General features: G+C 68.6%; 17 protein-coding genes. 7 read left to right on the forward strand and 10 right to left on the reverse strand.

Going from position 1 to position 18,115, the window contains the following annotated elements; translation table 11 throughout:
• Nucleotides 1–34: 34 nt before the first annotated feature.
• Nucleotides 35–1,558 carry an MFS transporter gene (locus LWW89_RS02760; RefSeq protein WP_293260700.1) on the reverse strand — a complete coding sequence of 508 codons (1,524 nt, stop codon included), beginning with the start codon at nucleotides 1,556–1,558 and terminating at the stop codon, nucleotides 35–37.
• Nucleotides 1,559–2,068: 510 nt separating this feature from the next.
• Between LWW89_RS02760 and LWW89_RS02765 the strand changes: the two genes are divergently transcribed.
• Entirely contained in the window at nucleotides 2,069–3,619 is a 1,551-nt protein-coding gene (locus LWW89_RS02765) for an acetyl-CoA hydrolase/transferase family protein (RefSeq protein ID WP_293260703.1), read from the forward strand.
• A 114-nt stretch (nucleotides 3,620–3,733) separates the two neighbouring features.
• Here the strand turns inward: LWW89_RS02765 and metW are convergent, their stop codons facing one another.
• From metW to LWW89_RS02785, 4 genes are all read right to left on the reverse strand, one after another.
• Nucleotides 3,734–4,405 carry a methionine biosynthesis protein MetW gene (metW, locus tag LWW89_RS02770; RefSeq protein ID WP_293260706.1) on the reverse strand — a complete coding sequence of 224 codons (672 nt, stop codon included), beginning with the start codon at nucleotides 4,403–4,405 and terminating at the stop codon, nucleotides 3,734–3,736.
• A 7-nt stretch (nucleotides 4,406–4,412) separates the two neighbouring features.
• The gene (locus LWW89_RS02775) at nucleotides 4,413–5,582 is read right to left on the reverse strand and encodes a homoserine O-acetyltransferase (protein ID WP_293260709.1); all 1,170 of its coding nucleotides are present in this window, start codon (nucleotides 5,580–5,582) and stop codon (nucleotides 4,413–4,415) included.
• Between the two features lie 484 nt (nucleotides 5,583–6,066).
• A complete protein-coding gene (locus LWW89_RS02780) occupies nucleotides 6,067–6,453 on the reverse strand; it encodes a cupin domain-containing protein (RefSeq protein WP_293260712.1) in 387 nt (128 codons plus the stop codon).
• Nucleotides 6,450–8,300 (reverse strand): PDZ domain-containing protein, encoded by a 1,851-nt coding sequence (locus LWW89_RS02785; protein WP_293260715.1) that lies wholly within the window; start codon nucleotides 8,298–8,300, stop codon nucleotides 6,450–6,452. The genes LWW89_RS02780 and LWW89_RS02785 overlap by 4 nt, the downstream gene beginning before the upstream one ends.
• Nucleotides 8,301–8,619: 319 nt before the next feature.
• Between LWW89_RS02785 and LWW89_RS02790 the strand changes: the two genes are divergently transcribed.
• Nucleotides 8,620–9,300 carry an N-acetylmuramoyl-L-alanine amidase gene (locus LWW89_RS02790; protein ID WP_293260718.1) on the forward strand — a complete coding sequence of 227 codons (681 nt, stop codon included), beginning with the start codon at nucleotides 8,620–8,622 and terminating at the stop codon, nucleotides 9,298–9,300.
• A gap of 156 nt (nucleotides 9,301–9,456) precedes the next feature.
• Nucleotides 9,457–10,101, forward strand: a complete 645-nt coding sequence (locus LWW89_RS02795; protein WP_293260721.1) for a hypothetical protein — start codon at nucleotides 9,457–9,459, stop codon at nucleotides 10,099–10,101.
• Between the two features lie 178 nt (nucleotides 10,102–10,279).
• On the opposite strand, the gene murB is transcribed toward LWW89_RS02795, so the two are convergent.
• From murB to LWW89_RS02815, 4 genes are all read right to left on the reverse strand, one after another.
• A complete protein-coding gene (gene murB, locus LWW89_RS02800) occupies nucleotides 10,280–11,365 on the reverse strand; it encodes a UDP-N-acetylmuramate dehydrogenase (RefSeq protein ID WP_293260724.1) in 1,086 nt (361 codons plus the stop codon).
• The gene (locus tag LWW89_RS02805; protein WP_293260727.1) at nucleotides 11,362–11,925 is read right to left on the reverse strand and encodes a PACE efflux transporter; all 564 of its coding nucleotides are present in this window, start codon (nucleotides 11,923–11,925) and stop codon (nucleotides 11,362–11,364) included. Before LWW89_RS02805 ends, murB begins: the two co-directional genes overlap by 4 nt.
• Before the next feature lie 2 nt (nucleotides 11,926–11,927).
• Nucleotides 11,928–12,827 (reverse strand): radical SAM protein, encoded by a 900-nt coding sequence (locus tag LWW89_RS02810; RefSeq protein ID WP_293260730.1) that lies wholly within the window; start codon nucleotides 12,825–12,827, stop codon nucleotides 11,928–11,930.
• Between the two features lie 145 nt (nucleotides 12,828–12,972).
• Nucleotides 12,973–13,374 carry a hypothetical protein gene (locus tag LWW89_RS02815; protein WP_293260733.1) on the reverse strand — a complete coding sequence of 134 codons (402 nt, stop codon included), beginning with the start codon at nucleotides 13,372–13,374 and terminating at the stop codon, nucleotides 12,973–12,975.
• 120 nt (nucleotides 13,375–13,494) lie between these two features.
• Between LWW89_RS02815 and LWW89_RS02820 the strand changes: the two genes are divergently transcribed.
• The 4 genes from LWW89_RS02820 to LWW89_RS02835 all read left to right on the forward strand — a co-directional run bounded on the left by LWW89_RS02820 (nucleotide 13,495) and on the right by LWW89_RS02835 (nucleotide 16,902).
• Complete coding sequence (locus tag LWW89_RS02820) at nucleotides 13,495–14,094, forward strand: DOMON-like domain-containing protein (RefSeq protein WP_293260736.1); 600 nt, start codon at nucleotides 13,495–13,497, stop codon at nucleotides 14,092–14,094.
• Between the two features lie 8 nt (nucleotides 14,095–14,102).
• Nucleotides 14,103–15,329, forward strand: a complete 1,227-nt coding sequence (locus LWW89_RS02825) for a DUF1343 domain-containing protein (protein ID WP_293260739.1) — start codon at nucleotides 14,103–14,105, stop codon at nucleotides 15,327–15,329.
• A gap of 13 nt (nucleotides 15,330–15,342) precedes the next feature.
• A complete protein-coding gene (locus tag LWW89_RS02830) occupies nucleotides 15,343–16,083 on the forward strand; it encodes a LuxR family transcriptional regulator (protein WP_293260742.1) in 741 nt (246 codons plus the stop codon).
• Between the two features lie 195 nt (nucleotides 16,084–16,278).
• Entirely contained in the window at nucleotides 16,279–16,902 is a 624-nt protein-coding gene (locus tag LWW89_RS02835; RefSeq protein ID WP_293260745.1) for an outer membrane beta-barrel protein, read from the forward strand.
• A 79-nt stretch (nucleotides 16,903–16,981) separates the two neighbouring features.
• On the opposite strand, the gene argC is transcribed toward LWW89_RS02835, so the two are convergent.
• Nucleotides 16,982–17,941, reverse strand: coding sequence for an N-acetyl-gamma-glutamyl-phosphate reductase (gene argC / locus LWW89_RS02840; protein WP_293260748.1), 960 nt, complete (start codon nucleotides 17,939–17,941; stop codon nucleotides 16,982–16,984).
• Nucleotides 17,942–18,115: the final 174 nt, after the last annotated feature.

Raw genomic sequence — 18,115 nt, forward strand, 5'->3', positions numbered from 1 at the left:
GCGTGGCGGTGAAGAATGCGGTTCGTGAATCGGCTCAGTCGTCGGCGCCGGCGGGCAGCACCGGACGGACCAGGGCGGTAAGGGCCTGGCGCATCCACCAGACCATGACCACCCCCGGCGCGGCGATGACGATGGAGAAGAGGAAGAAGGCGGGCCAGCCGATGGATTCGGACAGCACGCCGGACAGGGGGCTCACGTAGATGCGCCCGACGGCGGCGAAGGCCGACAGCAAGGCGTAGTGGGTGGCCGAGAAGCGTTGGTTGCACAGGGCCATCAGCAGGGCGACGAAGGCCACCGTGCCCATGCCGCCGGTGATGTTCTCGCCGGCGATCACGGTGAGCAGCAGCCAGTCCAGGGCGGCCGGGGTGTGCAGGGCGACGATGCCCCAGTCGAAGGCCGGCACCTGCACCGATCCCCAGGCACCCTTGCCGAGCAGGGCCAGGGCGTAGAAGCCGAAGTTGGACGCCAGTTGCAGCAGGCCGAACACCAGCAAGGCCCGGTACAGGCTAAGGCGGGTCATGATCAGGCCGCCGACGAAGGCGCCCAGGATGGTCAGCCAGATGCCGATCACCTTGTTGGCGATGCCCACCTCTTCCTGCAAGAAGCCCATGCCCTTGATCAGGAAGGGCGTGGTCAGGCTGCCGGCGAAGGCGTCGCCGAGCTTGTAGAGGATGATCAGCACCAGAAAGGCCGCCGCCCCGTTCTGGGCGAAGTAGCTGTTCAGGGAGCGGTTGAGGGTCTCGAAGCCGGTACGCCGGGCCAGCCAGTAGGCCAGCGGCAGGGCGCAGGCGATCTCGGCCAGGACGAACAGCAGCTGGATCCACTTGTTGGCGTCGTTCGGGTCCAGGCCCGCCAGCACCAGGGCCTGGCGCGCCACGGCGTAGCCCGCCACCACCCCGGCGATCATGGCGGCAAAGCCCAGCAGCTCGCGGCGCGGGTCCGAATCCAGGGGCTTGGAGACGCCCGCCACCCGAGGCAACAGGGTCAGGGACAAGGCGCCGCAGACCATCAGGATGGTGCCCATCACCCCGTACACCCGGGGCCAGGATTGCCACTGGCCGGCCCAGATGAGGGCGATGCCGCCGGACAGGATCATCGCCAGCCGGTAGGCGAAGACGTGCACCGAGGCCCCCAGGCCCCGCTCCTCTTCCGGCAGCAGGTCGGTGCGGTAGGCGTCCACCACCACGTCCTGGGACGCCGAGAGAAAGGCCACCAGCACCGCCGCCAGGGCGAACAGCTGGGGCGTGGCGCTCGGCGACAGGGTCGCCATCCACCACAGCAGCCCGCCCAGGGCGAACTGGGTCAGGGCCAGCCAGCCGCGCCGCCGCCCCAGCCAGGGCAGCTCGAAGCGGTCCATCAGAGGCGCCCAGAGAAACTTGAAGGTGTAGGGAATGCCCACCAGGCCGAAGAAGCCGATGGTGGCCAGATCGACCCCATCCACCGTCAGCCAGGCCTGCATGGCCTGGCCGGTGAGGGCCAGGGGCAACCCGGAAGCGAAGCCGAGGATGAGGATGGCGAGGAGCCGCCAGGCGCGGCCGATGTGGTGACGGCCGACCATCAGCGCGCCCCCACGGGGGAGGACGCATCGGGGCAGCGGGCGCGGGGCGGCAGGGCAGGGCGGATCACGGGGAGCGGGTTATTGAAGTTATCGGGAGCGAGCGGAACCGGGCAGGCCAGAAACAAGGGCGGACAGCAGGCCGTGGGCGGCGGAAATTCACGCCGCGCCGACAGCCAATGCCGGGCGCGCGCCGGGGCCACAGCCGGAGCCACATGAAGGCCGCACCGCGCGGCGGCCGCAGCCGCATAACGGCGCCGGACCGCCCGGAAGGGTCGCACATCGGGCCGGGCAGGGGAAGGGCGCATCGTCGCGCCGGCTGCACCGCGCCACACCGAAACCCTTGCCTGGCAAGGGTTTGCGCCGGGCGCGGCCAAACGCCGCCCAGGCCAAGCGATTTACTATTAAGTAATATATAAGACCTGTTTTCTTAGACACTTAGCTTATGTTGTAATTATGGATTACGTTTAGTTTGAACCCCTGACCCCCCGGGCCACGATGGAGGAAACCGTAATGCCCCAAGCCCTGCCCCCGACCCTTGCCGAGGACGTCCTGAATGCCCGCATCCGCCTGCCGCGCCTGCGCGAGCGGATCACCACCCCGGAGGCCGCCGCCGCCTGGGTCAAGGACGGCATGACCGTGGGCATGAGCGGCTTCACTCGCTCCGGCGACGCCAAGGTGGTGCCGGTGGCCATCGCCGAGCGGGCCCGCCACACGCCGCTGAAGATCGACCTGATCACCGGCGCCTCCCTGGGTAACGACCTGGACAAGATCCTCACCGAAGCCGGCGCCCTGGCCCGGCGCATCCCCTTCCAGTCCGACGCCACCCTGCGCGGCGCGATCAACAGGGGCGAGGTGATGTTCGTGGACCAGCACCTCTCGGAAACCGTCGAGCTGCTGCGCACCGGCCAGATCGGCCCGATCGACCTGGCCATCGTCGAAGCCGCCGCCATCACCGAGGACGGCGCCATCGTGCCCACCACCTCGGTGGGCAACTCCGCCAGCTTCGCCATCCTGGCCGAGAAGGTGATCGTCGAGATCAACGTCAGCCAGCCCCTGGCCCTGGAAGGCCTGCACGACATCTGGATTCCCGGCCGCCGCCCCAACCGGGACCCGCTGCCCCTGACCTCGGTGTCGGACCGTATCGGCACCCCGGCCATCGCCATCCCGCCGGAGAAGATCGTCGCCATCGTCATCAGCGACAAGGCCGACAGCCCGGCCAACATCCAGCCGGCGGACGAAGAGACCGCCGCCATCGCCGCCCACCTGATCGACTTCTTCGCCCACGAGGTCAGCCACGGCCGCCTGACGCCGTCGCTGCAACCGCTCCAGGCCGGCATCGGCACCATCGCCAACGCCGTGCTGGCCGGCTTTGCCGACAGCCCCTTCCACGGCCTGACCATGTATTCGGAGGTGCTCCAGGATTCCACCTTCGACCTGTTCGACGCCGGCAAACTGGACTTCGCCTCGGGCTCGTCGATCACCCTATCCGCCGAACGGGGCAAGGAAGTGTTCGCCAACCTGGAGCGCTACCGCGACAAGCTGGTGCTGCGTCCCCAGGAAGTCAGCAACCACCCCGAGGTGGTGCGCCGCCTCGGCCTGATCTGCCTCAACACCGCCCTGGAAGCCGACATCTACGGCAACGTGAACTCCACCCACGTCTATGGCACCCACATGATGAACGGCATCGGCGGCTCCGGCGACTTCGCCCGCAACGGCTACCTGTCGATCTTCGCCACCAAGTCGGTGGCCAAGAACGGCGAGCTGTCCAGCCTGGTGCCCATGGTCAGCCACGTGGACCACACCGAGCACGACGTGGACATCCTGGTCACCGAACAGGGCCTGGCCGACCTGCGCGGCCTGGCGCCCCGGGAACGGGCCCGCACCATCATCGCCAACTGCGTGCATCCGGACTTCCGCGAGCCCCTGTCCGACTACTTCGAGCGGGCCTGCCTGCGCGGCGGCCACACCCCGCACATCCTCGAAGAAGCCCTGTCCTGGCACACCCGTGCCCGGGACACCGGCTCGATGCGCGAAACCAAGCGCTCCCTCAAGGTGGCCTGAGCCGTGCGCCGGCAGCCTCGGTAGCAACGGCGAAACCGCACCAACGAAAAAGCCGGCCCGGAAAGGCCGGCTTTTTCACGTCCGCCGCCAACGACGGCAGCGGCGCCTACCGCGTCACACCGCCCAGTTGAGGCGGCCCAGGCGGTACAGGGCCACGTCGGCGTTAAGGTTGGGATCGTCGGCCACCGGCTGGCCGGCGGCGAAGGCGCGCCGCTCGCGCACGGCGATGCCCAGCTTGTCGCACAGGGCCTCGAAGTCGGCGATGGTGAAGAAGCGCACGTTGGGCGAGTCGTACCACTGGTAGGGCAGGTAGTCGGACACCGGCATGCGCCCGGCGGCGATGGCCGCCCGGTTCTGGTGGTAGCCGAAGTTGGGGATCGACACCACCGCCTCCCGGCCGACGCGCAGTATCTCGCGCAGCATCTGCTCGGTGTGGTGCACCGTCTGCAACGACAGGGACATGATGACGTGGTCGAAGAAGTCGTCCTCGAAGCCGGCCAGGCCGCGCTCCAGGTCGGTCTGGATGACGTTGATGCCGTTGCGGACGCAGGCGGTCACCTGGGCCGGGGCGATCTCCACGCCGTAGCCGCGCACCCGGCGTGCCGCGCCCAGGTGCTTGAGCAGGCTGCCGTCGCCGCAGCCCAGGTCGAGCACCCGGGCGCCTTCGGCCACCCAGGCGGTGATCACGTCGAAGTCGAAGCGGAAACCGCCGGCCAGGGCGTAGGGGTCTGCCGCGGCGGTATCGGCGGGGCGGGAATGGGGGGATTGGTTCTGGGTCGTCGTCATGGCCGCCTCACACCGCGATGTTGTCGAGGTAGGCCCGCACCACGTCGTGGTACTGGGGGTCGTCGAGGAGGAAGGAATCGTGGCCGAAGTTGCACTCCACCTCGGCGTAGGTCACGTCCCGGTCGTTGTGCACCAGGGCGTAGACGATCTCCCGGCTGCGCTCCGGCGAGAAGCGCCAGTCGGTGGTGAACGACACCACCAGAAAGCCGGCCTTGGCCGGGGCCAGGGCGGCGCGCAGGTCGCCGCCGCAGTTGCGCGCCGGGTCGAAGTAGTCGAGGGCCTTGGTGGTGATCAGGTAGGTGTTGGCGTCGAAGTAGCGGGTGAACTTGTCGCCCTGGTAGCGCAGGTAGGATTCGATCTGGAATTCGGCGTCGTAGTTGTAGCCCAGTTCGCCGCCGTTCTTCATCTCCCGGCCGAATTTCTCGCCCATCTGATCGTCGGACAGGTAGGTGATGTGCCCCACCATGCGCGCCAGGCGCAGGCCGCGCACCGGCACCACGCCGTGCTCGTAGTAGTGGCCGCCGTGGAAATCCGGATCGGTGAGGATGGCCTGGCGGGCCACCTCGTTGAAGGCGATGTTCTGGGCCGAAAGCTGGGGCGCCGAGGCGATCACCAGGGCGTGGCGCACCCGCTCCGGGTGGGCCACGGTCCAGTGCAGGGCCTGCATGCCGCCGAGGCTGCCGCCGACGATGACCGCCCAGGTGCGGACACCCAGCCGGTCGGCCAGGAGCGCCTGGGCCTCGACCCAGTCCTCCACCGTCACCACCGGGAAATCGGCGCCGTAGGGCTTGCCGGTGGCCGGGTTGATGCTCATCGGGCCGGTGGAGCCGTAGCAGCCCCCCAGGTTGTTCACCCCGACGACGAAGAACTTGTCGGTGTCGAGGGGCTTGCCCGGGCCCACCAGGTTGTCCCACCAGCCCAGGCTCTTCGGGTCGTCGGCATAGACGCCGGCGACGTGGTGGCTGCCGGACAGAGCGTGGCAGACCAGCACGGCGTTGGAGGCCGTGGCGTTGAGGGTGCCGTAGGTCTCATAGACCAGTTCGAAGCCGGGCAGGGTGACCCCGGACGAGAGGGTGATCGGCGCGTCGAACACCGCCTTTTGCGGCGCGACCACGCCCACCGAGCCCGGCGCCGTGGCGGCCGGGGCGGCAGGGGTTGGGGGTGTCGTGGTGCTCATGGTGTCCTGTAAAGCAAAAAACCCAGTCGGCCAAGCCAGGACTGGGTTTCTTCGCGTCCCGCTTTAGCCGTATTTATTGAGCGCCCGCAAGCTGAAATCAAATCGGCGCTGAGGGACGAACCTTACTCCCCGGGGGAAAACGCTGTCAATGCGTGGGCAATGCGCCAGCAAATGCACGCCAGCAAATACGCAGCCGCCGAGGCGGGGCCAGTGTGCGGCTCATGCACGGCAGCTGTGGTGCGATGGCGCCGTAGCGCGGGATGGGCGCGGGGCGCAGGCTGCCCCCGGCCGCGCCGGGCGGCCTGGGGCTGGGAGCGTAAATTCCGCCACGCCAAACCCCGCGCCAGTAGGGCGTTTCCAGGCAGGCATCGCGGAGAGCTAGGCGGGGCGCGGCGCTCCACCATGCCATCGTGAAAGTCCGCGCCCCGCCTTGCTTTCCGGCCGATGGCCCGGAGCGCGGGTTAAGCGGCGTCCGGCAGCGGCGTCAGTCCGCCGGCCGGTCGATCATCACGTAGCGCTTGCGCACCGGCTCCAGCACGTGGAACTCGCCGCGGAAGCCGGCGGGGATGATGCAGGCGTCGCCGGGGCCGAATTCCTTGGCATGGCCGGCCTCGTCGAGCAGGCGCAGCCGCCCTTCCAGCACGTGAAAGAACTCGTGCCGCCCGGCGTGGAAGGCGATCTTCCACGCCCCGGGCTCGCAGCACCATTCGCCCATGGAGATGGCGCCGTCCTCGGCGCTGTAGGCCTCCCGGGTGGTGCGCAGGGGTGCCGGGGCCGGGCCCACCACCCGCTCCGGCGCGGGCCGGTCGGTGGTGGGGGCGGGCAGGGGGTCGGCGAAGGCGATCAGGGACGGAGGGCAGGGCGTGCTCATGCGGCGGTCTCGGCAGTAGGGGGGGTAGCGCCCAGCCAGTCGGCACGGCGCAGGTGGGCCAAGGGCGCGGCGCGGCGGGCGGGTTTGAGCTGGGCGGTGTCGGCGGCCGGGGCGGCCAGGGTGACGGTTTTTTCCAGCAGTTCGTCGCGGCGGAACAGGTGCAGGACCACCGCGTCGCCGGCCTGGTGGCGGGCCAGGTGCTTGTCCAGGTTGGCGCCGGTGACGCGCAAGCCGTTCCAGGCCACCAGGGTGTCGCCGGCGGACAGGCCGGCGGCGTGGGCCGGGCCGTCGGCGTAGACGGCGGCGATTTTGGCTTCGCCCGTCGCAGCGCCGCTCTCCAGCTTGATCCCCAGGATGGGGGCCTTGGCCGGCGTGTCCCAGGTCAGTTCAACGCCCACGGCCTTGAACAGGGGCGCCAGGTCCAGTTCCTCGGCGGCCTCGACCCGGGCGCGCAGCCAGCGGGCGACGCCCGTGCCGCCCACCTCGGCCACGGCGGCGAAGATGCCGTCCTCGGCCACGCCGACCCCGGTCTGGCCGTGGCGGCGCCACAGCAGGCGCATCACGTCGTCCAGGCTGGCGGCGCCGCCGCTCGTCTGGCGCAGCTTGAGGTCCAGCCCCAGGGCGATGGCGGCACCCTTGGCGTAGTAGCTGACCACGGCGTTGGCGCTGTTTTCGTCGGGGCGGTAGTACTTGATCCAGGCGTCGAAGGACGATTCGGCCACACTCTGGCGCAGCCGCCCCGGACCCTTCTGCACCTGGGTCAGGTTCTTGGCCGCCAGGGCCAAGTAGGCGGCCTGGTCGATAAGGCCGCTGCGCACCAGGGCCAGGTCGTCGTAGTAGCTGGTGAAGCCCTCGAAGGCCCACAGCAGGCGGGTGTAGTTCTCCACCGCCAGGTCGTAGGGGGTGAAGGCGGCGGGCTTGATGCGCTTGACGTTCCAGGTGTGGAAATACTCGTGGCTGCACAGGCCGAGAAAGCGCAGGTAACCCTCGGGCAGGGCGCCGGTCGCGGGCAGGCCGTGGGGCAGATCGTCCCGGCTAGCGATCAGGGCAGTGGAGGCCCGGTGCTCCAGGCCGCCGTAGCCGTCGCCCACGGCCATCACCAGGAACAGGTAGCGCTCCACCGGAGCGGCGCTGCCGGGGGCACCGCCGAACAGGTCGATCTGCCACTGGCAGACGCGGGTGAGGTCGGCGCACAGGCGGTCCAGGTCCGCCGCGCTCATGGCGTGGCGGCCGGTAATGGCGATGTCGTGGGGCGCGCCGCCGGCGGTGAAGGTGGCCAGGGTGAAGGTGCCCATTTCCACCGGGTGATCCACTAGTTCATCGTAGTTGGCCGCCTCATAGCCGCCGAAGCCGTAGGGTTCGGCACCGTTCGCCGCTTTTTTTGCCCGGGGCAAGGTGGTCGCCACTCGCCACGCGGCGTAGGCCTCCCCCGCCGGCCGGCGCAGTTCCACCTGGCAAGGCCGGTCGGCATGACCTTCGGGCAGCAGGAACAGGCTGGTGCCGTTGAAGAAGCCGTGGGTCTCGTCCAGGTGGGCGGCGCGCACCGACAGGTCCCAGGCGTAAATGCGGGCGGTGACGGTGAGGGGCTGGCCGGCGGGCACCCGGCCGGCGCGCCAGGTGTGCTTGTCGACCTTGGTCAGCGTGACTGGCACGTTGCCCGACGATGCGGATATTTCGACCACGTTGCGTGCAAATTCCCGAATCATGTAGCTACCGGGAATCCATGCCGGCAGGCTAAAACGCTGGCCCTGGACCTTGGGGTCGGGTAGGGTGCAACTGACCTCGAAGTAGTGGCCGGCAGGGTCGATGGGGGTGACGACGTAACGGAGCGAAGCGGTGGCGGACATGGGGTGTCGGTGGCGGGACGGAGACGTGAAACGGATGGGGACGACACGGCAGGCGGCGGGGCCGGGCATTACCGTGGAGGCAGGACTTGAGGCGGCGCCAGGCGGGACCGCCGCCAACGCAACGGGCCGGCCGCAAGGCAGCCTTGTTCGGGAGCCTATTGTAGCCCTGGCATTCCTGGGCGCCGCGCTGCTGGGCCTGGCGGGCTGCGCCGGGCAACCGCCGGATCGAGCCGTCACTGCCGCCCCAGCCACATCCTCCACGGCCCCGCTTCCCGCCCCGGCCGCCCCATCCGCCCTACCGCTCCGGGTGGCGGTGGACGTGGGCCATACCCTGTCCGCCTCCGGCGCCACCAGCGCCCGGGGCACCAGCGAATTCGACTTCAACCTGAACCTGGCCCAGGTGCTGCGCCCCGCCTTGGAAAGCCGGGGCATCGCCGTGCAGCCGGTCAATTTCGACGGCCTGATCGACGTACCCAACGACAGCGGCGGCGCCAGTGGTGGCAACAGCGGCGCCGGCAACAGCCTGCAAGCCCGGGTCGATGCCGCCGCCGGCAGCGCCTTCCTGCTCTCGATCCACCACGATTCGGTGCAGCCCTCCAAGCTCATCCCCTGGACCTGGGAAGGCCGGCACCTCGACTACTCCGACGAATACCGAGGCTTCGTCTTCTTCGTCTCCCACCGCAACCCGCAACTGGCCAAGAGCCTGGCCTGCGCTTCGGCCATGGGCCGCGCCCTACGCCAGCGCGGCTTCGTCCCCGCCACCCACCACGGCACCACCCCCGCCGGCACGCCCCGCCCCTGGGCCGATGAGGAAAACGGCGTGCGCTTTTACGACACCCTGTACGTCATCTCCCACAGCCCAATGCCGGCGGCGCTGTTTGAAGCGGGGATGTTGAAGAATCGGGAGGAGGAGTTGCTGCTGCTGGAGCGGGGGAGGCAGGGGGTAATGGCGGAGGGCTTATCTGAAGGGCTGGCGGGTTGCTTGGATGCTAGCAAGTGATGGAAGTAGAGGCGGCCTGCCCATGCTGAGAGCGGCTTGGATATCGGCTTCCGGCCATACGAGGTTCTTGGGTAACTGGCATATAGGGCATGGTTAGTTGAAATGTCTATGTGATAAAACCCCGCAACACCGATTAACTGTACGTTGGCTACACAAATGACATCCGCTGACCGCCCCAGTATCTTTGCGGAACTCGGCATCCCGAAATTGCCGGGACCTCCGACTTCTGAAGACCAACTATTCTCGACCCAAGAGGACTGGTGGAACAACGCATGCATGAATTGGTCCTCGTCAGGATGGAGCCTGTACGCGTCTGGTTATAAGGACGCTGCGGACACGTTAGTCATGAAGGTTGAGGAGAGTTCCACCAACCAGGACACCTTCGTGTATCCCGTTTTGTTCTTATATCGCCAGTACCTTGAACTCCAACTCAAGATGATGGTGCGAACGCTGAGACACTTGCATGACATCGGAAAAGACTTCCAAAAGGGGCACAAAATTGATGTGCTTTGGACTGAAGTAGCGGAGCTACTTCGGCGGGCGTTCCCAAATGAATCGAGGGCCGAGCTTGTCGAGACTGGCCGACTGATTCACGAATTCGCAAATGTTGACCCCCTGTCCACGGCATTCAGATACCCGGTCGACACGGATGGGAATCCTTCGCTTCCAGGCATCAAGTACATCAATCTCAGGAACGTTCGCGAGGTGATGGCCAAGATTTCAATATTGCTTGATGGCGCATATTCGATGGCCTACGACGCTCTCCAATACAAACTAGAGATGGAACGTCAGTTTCGTTGAAAAGCGTACTGAACGTGTGCGGCCAACACGCTCTCAAGCAGGATGCTGCGCCTCCGCGTCATCCTCACCATCTTCCTTAGCCACATTCCCTGGCTGGTGGTCCTGGCAAGTTTCCACGCTCCGCCCTGCTTTCCGAATGTAGCCCGACACCGACAACCACCAAAGTCGGTGAGTCCAATCAGAGAAAAATCGGTTCCGGCGTCAATTCCACGCCAAACTTCGCCGCCACATCCGCCTGCACGGCGCGCATCACCGTCGCCACGTCTTCACCCTTCGCCCCCCCCAGATTCACCAGCACCAGGGCCTGTTTTTCGTACATGCCGGCGGGGCCGAGGCGTTTGCCTTTCCAGCCGGATTGCTCGATCAGCCAGCCGGCGGCGAGCTTGATGTGGCCGTCGGGCTGGGGGTAGCGGGGTAGGCCCGGGTGGGCGGCGGCCAGGCGCTCGGCGGTGGCGGCGTCCACCACCGGGTTGTGGAAGAAGCTGCCGGCGTTGGGCACCGCCATTGGGTCGGGCAGCTTGGCGCGGCGAATAGAAATGACCGCCTCGGCCACCTGGGCCGGGGTGGGGGTGGATTGGCCCCGTTCCTCCAGCCAGCGGGCCAGGTCGGCGTAGCGGACGATGGGCTGCCAGGCCTTGGGCAGGCGGAACACGACCCGGGTGATGGCGATGCGTCCGGTGAGGTGCCAGCCCTGCTGCTTGAACAGGCTGTCCCGGTAGGCGAAGCGGCAGTCGTCCCGGGTGAAGGTGCGTTCCTCGCCGGTTTCCAGATCGATGGCTTCGACCCGGTGTAGGCGTTCGGCCACTTCCAGGCCGTAGGCGCCGATGTTTTGGATGGGGGCGGCGCCCACGGTGCCGGGGATGAGGGCCAGGTTTTCCAGACCCGGGTAGCCGGCTTGCAGGGTCCACAACACGAAGTCGTGCCAGTTCTCGCCGGCGCCGCCGGCCACGTACCAGGCGTCGGCGTCCTCACCCACCAGTTCGCGGCCGGGGATGGCCATCTTCAGCACCAGGCCGGGAAAGTCGCCGGTGAGCACCAGGTTGCTGCCGCCGCCGAGGACGAAGCGGGGCAGGGTGGCCAAGACGGGATCGGCGGCCAGGGCGCGGTGCAGGGCCTGCAACTGGGCCGGCGCAGTCACCGTCAGCAATTGGGCGGCCGTGGCCGGCAGGGCCAGGGTGTTGAGGCGGGACAGGTCGGCAGCGGCGTGCAAGGTGCCGATGGCGCCCAGCGCGGCGGCGGGGGGCACGGGGAGGGAGGCGGTCATGGAGTGTCGTCCGAAGCGGAAGTAGCCGGCGCGGCGTTAGTGTCCGCCAGAAGCCCTGGCGTCGCCGTAGCGGCGGCCCGGGGCGCGGGAATGGGGAAGACCCGGTCGTAGGCCAGGTTGAACAGGTAGGCGTAGGCCGTGTAGGTAAGGGCCAGGCCGATGTCGGCCACCAGGGCGGGCCACCAGGCGAGGCCGGTCCAGGCGACGATGATCGGCAGGGTGAGGACGAGCAGGCCGCCTTCGAAGCCCAGGGCATGGACGAGGCGCCACACCGCCGGGCGCCGGTCGGCCTGGCGCCGGGCCAGGCGCCATTCGAGCCGGTCGAAGGCGGTGCAATAGAGGCCGTTCCACAGGGCCGCCACCAGGGCGAGCACGGCGAGCAGGCCCACCGAGTCGAGCAGCGGCGTACCGCTGGCCCAGGAAAAGCCCGGGGTGATGAGCACCAGGCCGAACACTTCGAACAGGGCCACCTGGCGCACCCGGTCGGCCAGGGTGCGCAGCGGTGCGGCGCGGGTGGCCGGGTCGGCGTCGGCGACGTTGCCGGTCGTGGTGACGCTCATCGTCACAGCCCCCGGGCCCAGGCGGGGCGCAGCGGCGCCGTTTCCGGCGTGGCCAGGGCGCTGCGCACCTGGGCGAGCAGCCGCGCCTTGTCCACCGGCAGGTTGCCCTTCAATACAAGCCAGTTGGACGCATGATCGCTGCGGAAGACGGTACGTTTGAGTTCCAGCCCCGTTAGCAGGCGCTCCATTTCCGCCAGCAGGCCGGGCAGGTCCAGGGGCTGCCATTCCGGAAAGCCGGCGCGGAAGCGCTCCTCGCCCTTGGGAAAGCTCACCACCAGGGTGGCCAGGAATTCGGGCTGGGTGGCGTTGATCAGCCGGGCCGAATTGTCGGCGTGCTGCTGCCAGAAGGCGGTGCCACCCAGGCCGTTGAGCAGCATCACCGAGCGGGTGATGCCGGCCGCGCCGAGCTTGTCCAGGGCCTCCCGGGTGGTGTCGAAGGTCTCGCCCTTGTTCACCCGGGCCAGCACCGTGTCGTCGCCGGATTCGGCGCCCACGTAGGCCAGGGACAGGCCAGCCTCGCGCAGGGCGCGCAGCTCGTCCACGCTCTTTTTGCGCAGGTTGCGCGGCAGGCAGTAGCTGGAAACCCGGCGCACCCCGGGCAGGTGGGCGCGGATCGCCTCCAGGTAGGCGAGCAGGCGCCGGGTGGGCAGCACCAGGGCGTCGCCGTCGGCGAGGAAGACGCGGCGCAGCCGGTCGCCGTACAGCTCGCCCAGGCGGCGGATGCCGTCGATCACCTCGTCCTCGTCCCGAGCGCGGAAGCGCTTCTGCGGGGCGGTGTACATCTCGCAGTAGGTGCACTGGTTCCACGAGCAGCCGTCGGTGACGGGCAGGATCAGGGATTCCGCCTCGCTGGGGGGACGGAACACGGGCTCGACGTAACGGAGGGGGAAGGCGGCGGACATGGGGGCGGCGGCAACGATGCGACGACGCCGGGCGGGGCGGGCGCCCGGCCCGGCACAAACGTCGATTTTAGGGGAAGCGCCGCCCCGGGCCTAATCCGGCCGGACGGGGTGGCGGCACAGGCCGTGGGACGCCCCGCGCCAGCCCTCAGTTCGCCCAGCGCAGCACCAGCCGACCGCCACCCTTGGGCGTCAGGCTGACGGTCTGGGTTTCGCGCTTGCCGGCGTAGGTGGCCTGGACCGTGTAGCGACCGGCCTGGGTGACGTCCACCTGGCCGATGGGGCCGCAGGCGGGGTCGCTGGCGAAGGCGCCCTTGGGGCCGCCGATCTGGGTCTGGACCCCGGACAGGTAGGCGCCGCCCGGCCCGGCGAAGAGGACGGTCAGGGCGTGGTTGTGGGCGTCCGCCAGCATGGGGGCCGATTCCTCGGCGCCCACGCCGCCGCACACCAGGGCCACCTCCGGCGCCTTGGCCGGGGCCGCCTGCGTCACCTGTACCGCCTGGGCGGTCAGGCCGAGCAGGGCGGCAGCCATCAGGATCGGGATTCGCATCGCGCGCTCCTTTCTCGAACGATCAGGGGAAATCTCTTCTAGGCATAGACGATCCCGGCGGCTTTCACCACCGGCAGCCTGGGTCCGGGCCGGGGAACGGGGCTAGAATCCGCCTCAGCCATGACCGCCACTCCCGCCACTCCCGCCACGCCCCCCTGCTCCACGCCCGCCGAGCCCCGCACCGCCGTTCTGGCGCCCCATCCCGACTTTCCCGCACCTTCGGTCGATGGCATTACCGTGACCGTGGCCGCCACCACGGCGAGCGGACTGCGCCTGGACTACCGGCTGACCGGCGACCTGGCGGCGTTGCGGGTGCCCACCGCCGCATCCCCGGTGGAGCCGGACCGACTGTGGGCCCACACCTGCTTCGAGGTCTTTCTCACCCGGGGCGAGGGGCTGGCCTACCGGGAATACAACTTCTCGCCCTCGGGCCAGTGGGCCGGCTACGGCTTTACCGCCTACCGGCAGCGCGACGCCGCCATCCTGCCGGCGCCGGTCTGCGACTGGCGTGCCTTTCCCGGTGAATTGGCGCTCACCGTGACCCTGCCGGCCGAGGCCCTGCCCACGGGCGACGGCCCCCTGCGCCTGGCCCTGACCACCGTGCTGGAACGGGCCGACGGTGCCCCCGGCCCCCTGTCCTATTGGGCCTTGGCCCACCCGGCCGGCAAGCCCGACTTTCATCACCGGGACGGTTTCGTCCTGGCCCTGCCCGACCTGTAGGAAGCCCCATGATCCAGTTTGGCCTCGACCGCCTGCTTGCCGATCCCGCCCTGCGCCGCCCCCTGGCGGGCAAGCGGGTCGCCCTCCTCGCCCACCCAGCCTCCGTCACCCGGGACCTGACCCATTCCCTGGACGCCCTGGCGGCCCTGGCCGATCTCAATATCACCGCCGCCTTCGGCCCCCAGCACGGCCTGCGCGGCGACAAACAGGACAACATGGTGGAGTCCCCGGACTACGTGGACCCCCTGCACGGCATCCCCGTCTTCAGCCTCTACGGCGAGGTGCGCCGGCCCACGGACGCCATGATGGACAGCTTCGACGTGCTGCTGGTCGATCTCCAGGACCTGGGCTGCCGCATCTACACCTTCATCACCACCCTGCGCTACGTGCTGGAAGCCGCCGCCAAGCACGGCAAGAGCGTCTGGGTACTGGACCGCCCCAACCCCGCCGGCCGCCCGGTGGAGGGCCTGCTGCTGCGCCAGGGTTGGGAGAGCTTCGTCGGCGCCGGGCCGCTGCCCATGCGCCACGGCCTGACCATGGGCGAGCTGGCCCGCTGGTTCATCGCCACCCTCAAGCTGGACGTGGATTGCCAGGTGGTCACCATGGCCGGCTGGCAGCCCGAGGCCGCCCCCGGTTACGGCTGGCCCCTGGGGGAGCGCAGTTGGGTGAACCCCAGCCCCAACGCCCCCAACCTTTCCATGGCCCGGGCCTACGCCGGCACCGTCATGCTCGAAGGCACCACCCTGTCCGAAGGCCGGGGCACGACGCGGCCCCTGGAACTGTTCGGCGCCCCGGACATCGACGCCCGGGCCATCATCGCCGAGATGCGCGCCCTGGCCCCGGAGTGGTTGCAGGGCTGCGTGTTGCGGGACTGCTGGTTCGAACCCACCTTCCACAAGCACGCCGGGAAGCTCTGCCACGGCGTGCAGATCCACGTCGAAGACGCGGCCCATTACGACCACGGCGTCTTCAAGCCCTGGCGCCTGCAAACCCTGGCCTTCAAGGCCCTGCGCCGCTTGCAGCCGGAGTATCCGATCTGGCGCGATTTCCCCTACGAATACGAGCGGGACCGCCTGGCCATCGACCTGATCAACGGCAGCCCGCTGCTGCGGGAATGGGTGGACGCCCCCACCGCCACCCCGGCCGACTTCGAGGCCCTGGTGCGGCCGGACGAGGCGGCCTGGGAGGTCGAACGGGCGCCCTTCCTGCTCTACGGCGACGCTTCCTGCATCTGACCCTCCCGCCAGCATGGACGACGATCACACTGCGGCGCTCGCGCAGCTGGAGGGGCTGCTGACCGTCCCGACCCTGGGCGATCTGGAAACCCGCCTGCGCACCCTGGTGGCAAGCCGGGGCTTCGACCATTTCGCCTGCGGCGTGCTCAACCTGGCGCCCAAACCGGCGGAACCCGCCATCCGCATGCTCAACGCCTACCCGGCCAAGTGGCAGGCCCGCTACGACGCCAACAACTACCTGGCCTACGATCCGGTCATCACCCACACCATCCGCCAGCGCAAGGCTGTGCCCATCGTGTGGCCCGAGGTGGACGCCCTGGACGATCCGATGCAGCGCCGCATCTTTGCCGAGGCGGCCGACGCGGGCCTGCGCAGCGGGGTGACGGTGAGCACCCAGGGGCAGCGTCAGATCGGCGTGTTGAGCCTGGCCAACGACCGCACCCCGGCCCGCAGCCGGGGCGACATCCTCAACGCCCTGGGCTTTGCCCAGTTGCTCGCCTGCTACGTCCAGGAAGCCTGGGGCAAGCTGGCCGACAGCCAGGGCACCTACGTCACGGTCAGCCTGACGACCCGGGAACGGGAATGCCTGCACTGGGCCGCCGTGGGCAAGACCTCCTGGGAAATCGCCCAGATTCTCAAGATCGCCGAACGGACCGTGGTCTACCACATCGGCCTCGCCGTGGAAAAACTCCAGGTCACCAACCGGCGCCAGGCCGTGGCCCGGGCCATCGCCCTGGGGCTGGTCTCGCCGTGAGGCGGCCTCCTGCCTCTCCCACGCCTCCCCTCCCGCTTTTCCCCCTTGCCCCCGTTGTAAGTTATTGCAGTTGAGGGCCACCGCCCCTGCCGGCGAGAATCCGCCGCCTGACCACGCCCGCCGCTGGGAAAGCCCGTTCCCTGCGCGCGGCGGTGTCGCCCCTTCACTGCTTTCCAACCCCGACGCATCGACACCATGAACAATACGATCAAGACAGCCTGCGCCGCCGCCCTCCTGACCATGGCCACCGCCGCCCTGGCCGCCCCCGAGGACACCGGCCTGTACCTCACCGCCTCCCTGGGCCAGGCGCACACCACCCTGGACACCAAGAACACCGAGCACGCCACCATCATCACCGGCGATTCCACCGACAAGCTCGGCTACAGCCTGGGCGTCGGCTACCGCTTCAACACCTACGTCGGCGTCGAAGCGTCCTACGTGAACTTCGGCAAGCCCAGCTACAACCTGGTGCGCGGCACCACCGGCGAAACCAGCCGGCTGACCGTCAAGAACGAAGCCTTCGTCCTGGCCGCCCAGGGCTACCTGCCGCTCAACGACGCCTTCACCCTGACCGGCAAGGCCGGCGTCGCCTTCGTGCACACCAAGCTCAACCGCACCAGCGATTCTCCCGACGACGCCTACCAGGGCAAGGACAACCAGACCCACCCCACCTTCGGCATCGGCGCCTTGTACAAGCTCACCCAGGCCGTCAGCCTGCGCGTGAACGCCGACTGGTACCCGAAGATCACCAAGAGCAACGACGAGGCCACCGACACCAACGCCCGCATGCTCAGCGCCGGCGTGCAGTACAAGTTCTGACGGTCTCAGCCCCGTAAATGGAAACGGCCGGACTGGTTCGCCAGTCCGGCCGTTTCTTTTGTCGCTCGGGATCGAGCGCTTACACCGCCAACCCGGTCGTCTCATCCACCCCGAGCATGATGTTCATGCACTGGATGGCGGCGCCGGAGGCGCCCTTGCCCAGGTTGTCGAAGCGGGAGGCGAGCAGGATCTGGTCGCCGTGGCCGAAGACGAAGATTTCCGCCCGGTTGGTGTCGTTGCAGGCGGTGGCCGGCAGGAAGCCGTTGTCCAGCACCGGCGCGGCGTCCAGGGGCATCACTTTGACGAACACTTCGCCGGCGTAGTACTCGCTGTAGAAGGCCTGGACGTCGGCCGGGGTGACGGCCTTGGGCAGCATGCGCGGCAGCAGGGGCACCGCCACCACCATGCCCTGGGCGAAGTTGCCGACGATGGGGGTGAACAGGGGCTGGTGCGCCAGGCCGGTCAGGGCCTGCATTTCCGGCAGGTGCTTGTGGGCGAGGCCCAGGGCGTAGAAGCGCGGGCTCTTCATGGCTTCGGGCAGGGTCGCCGGCTCTTCATAGCTGGCGATCATTTCCTTGCCGCCGCCGCTGTAGCCGGTGATGGAGTAGGTGCTGACCGGGTAATCCTTGGGCACGATGCCGGCGGCCACCAGGGGGGCCATGAGCATGATGAAGCCGCTGGCGTGGCAGCCGGGCACGGCCACCTTCTGGGCGTTCTTGACCCGCTCGCGCTGGCCGCCGTTGAGTTCGGGCAGGCCGTACACCCAGTCCGGGTGGGTGCGGTGGGCGGTGGAGGCGTCGAGGAAGCGGGTCTTGGTGTTGCCCGGCTTGAGCAGGGCCACGGATTCCCGGGAGGCCGCGTCGGGCAGGCAGAGGAACACCACGTCGGCGTTGTTGATGTACTCGGCCTTGACCGCCGGGTCTTTGCGCTTGTCCTCGGGGATGGTGAGGATTTCGATTTCCGGGCGGATCGACAGCCGTTCGTCGATCTTGAGACCGGTGGTGCCGTGGCGGCCGTCGATGAATACCTTGAAAGTCATGGGCTGTCCGTGTGCTGCGGGTGGGGTGGAATCGTCAAACCATTATTGTAGGCGGCCCGCGCCATTTTGATGACGGCTTTGCGGCAACCGGGCAAAAAGAACGGGCCGGCCCGCCCCGGAAGGGACGGCCACCGGCCCGGTGGTGGATGGCAAACGGTGAAGATGCCGTGTCCC

Source organism: Oryzomicrobium sp. (assembly GCF_021287045.1).
In the GTDB taxonomy this organism is placed as follows: domain Bacteria; phylum Pseudomonadota; class Gammaproteobacteria; order Burkholderiales; family Rhodocyclaceae; genus Oryzomicrobium.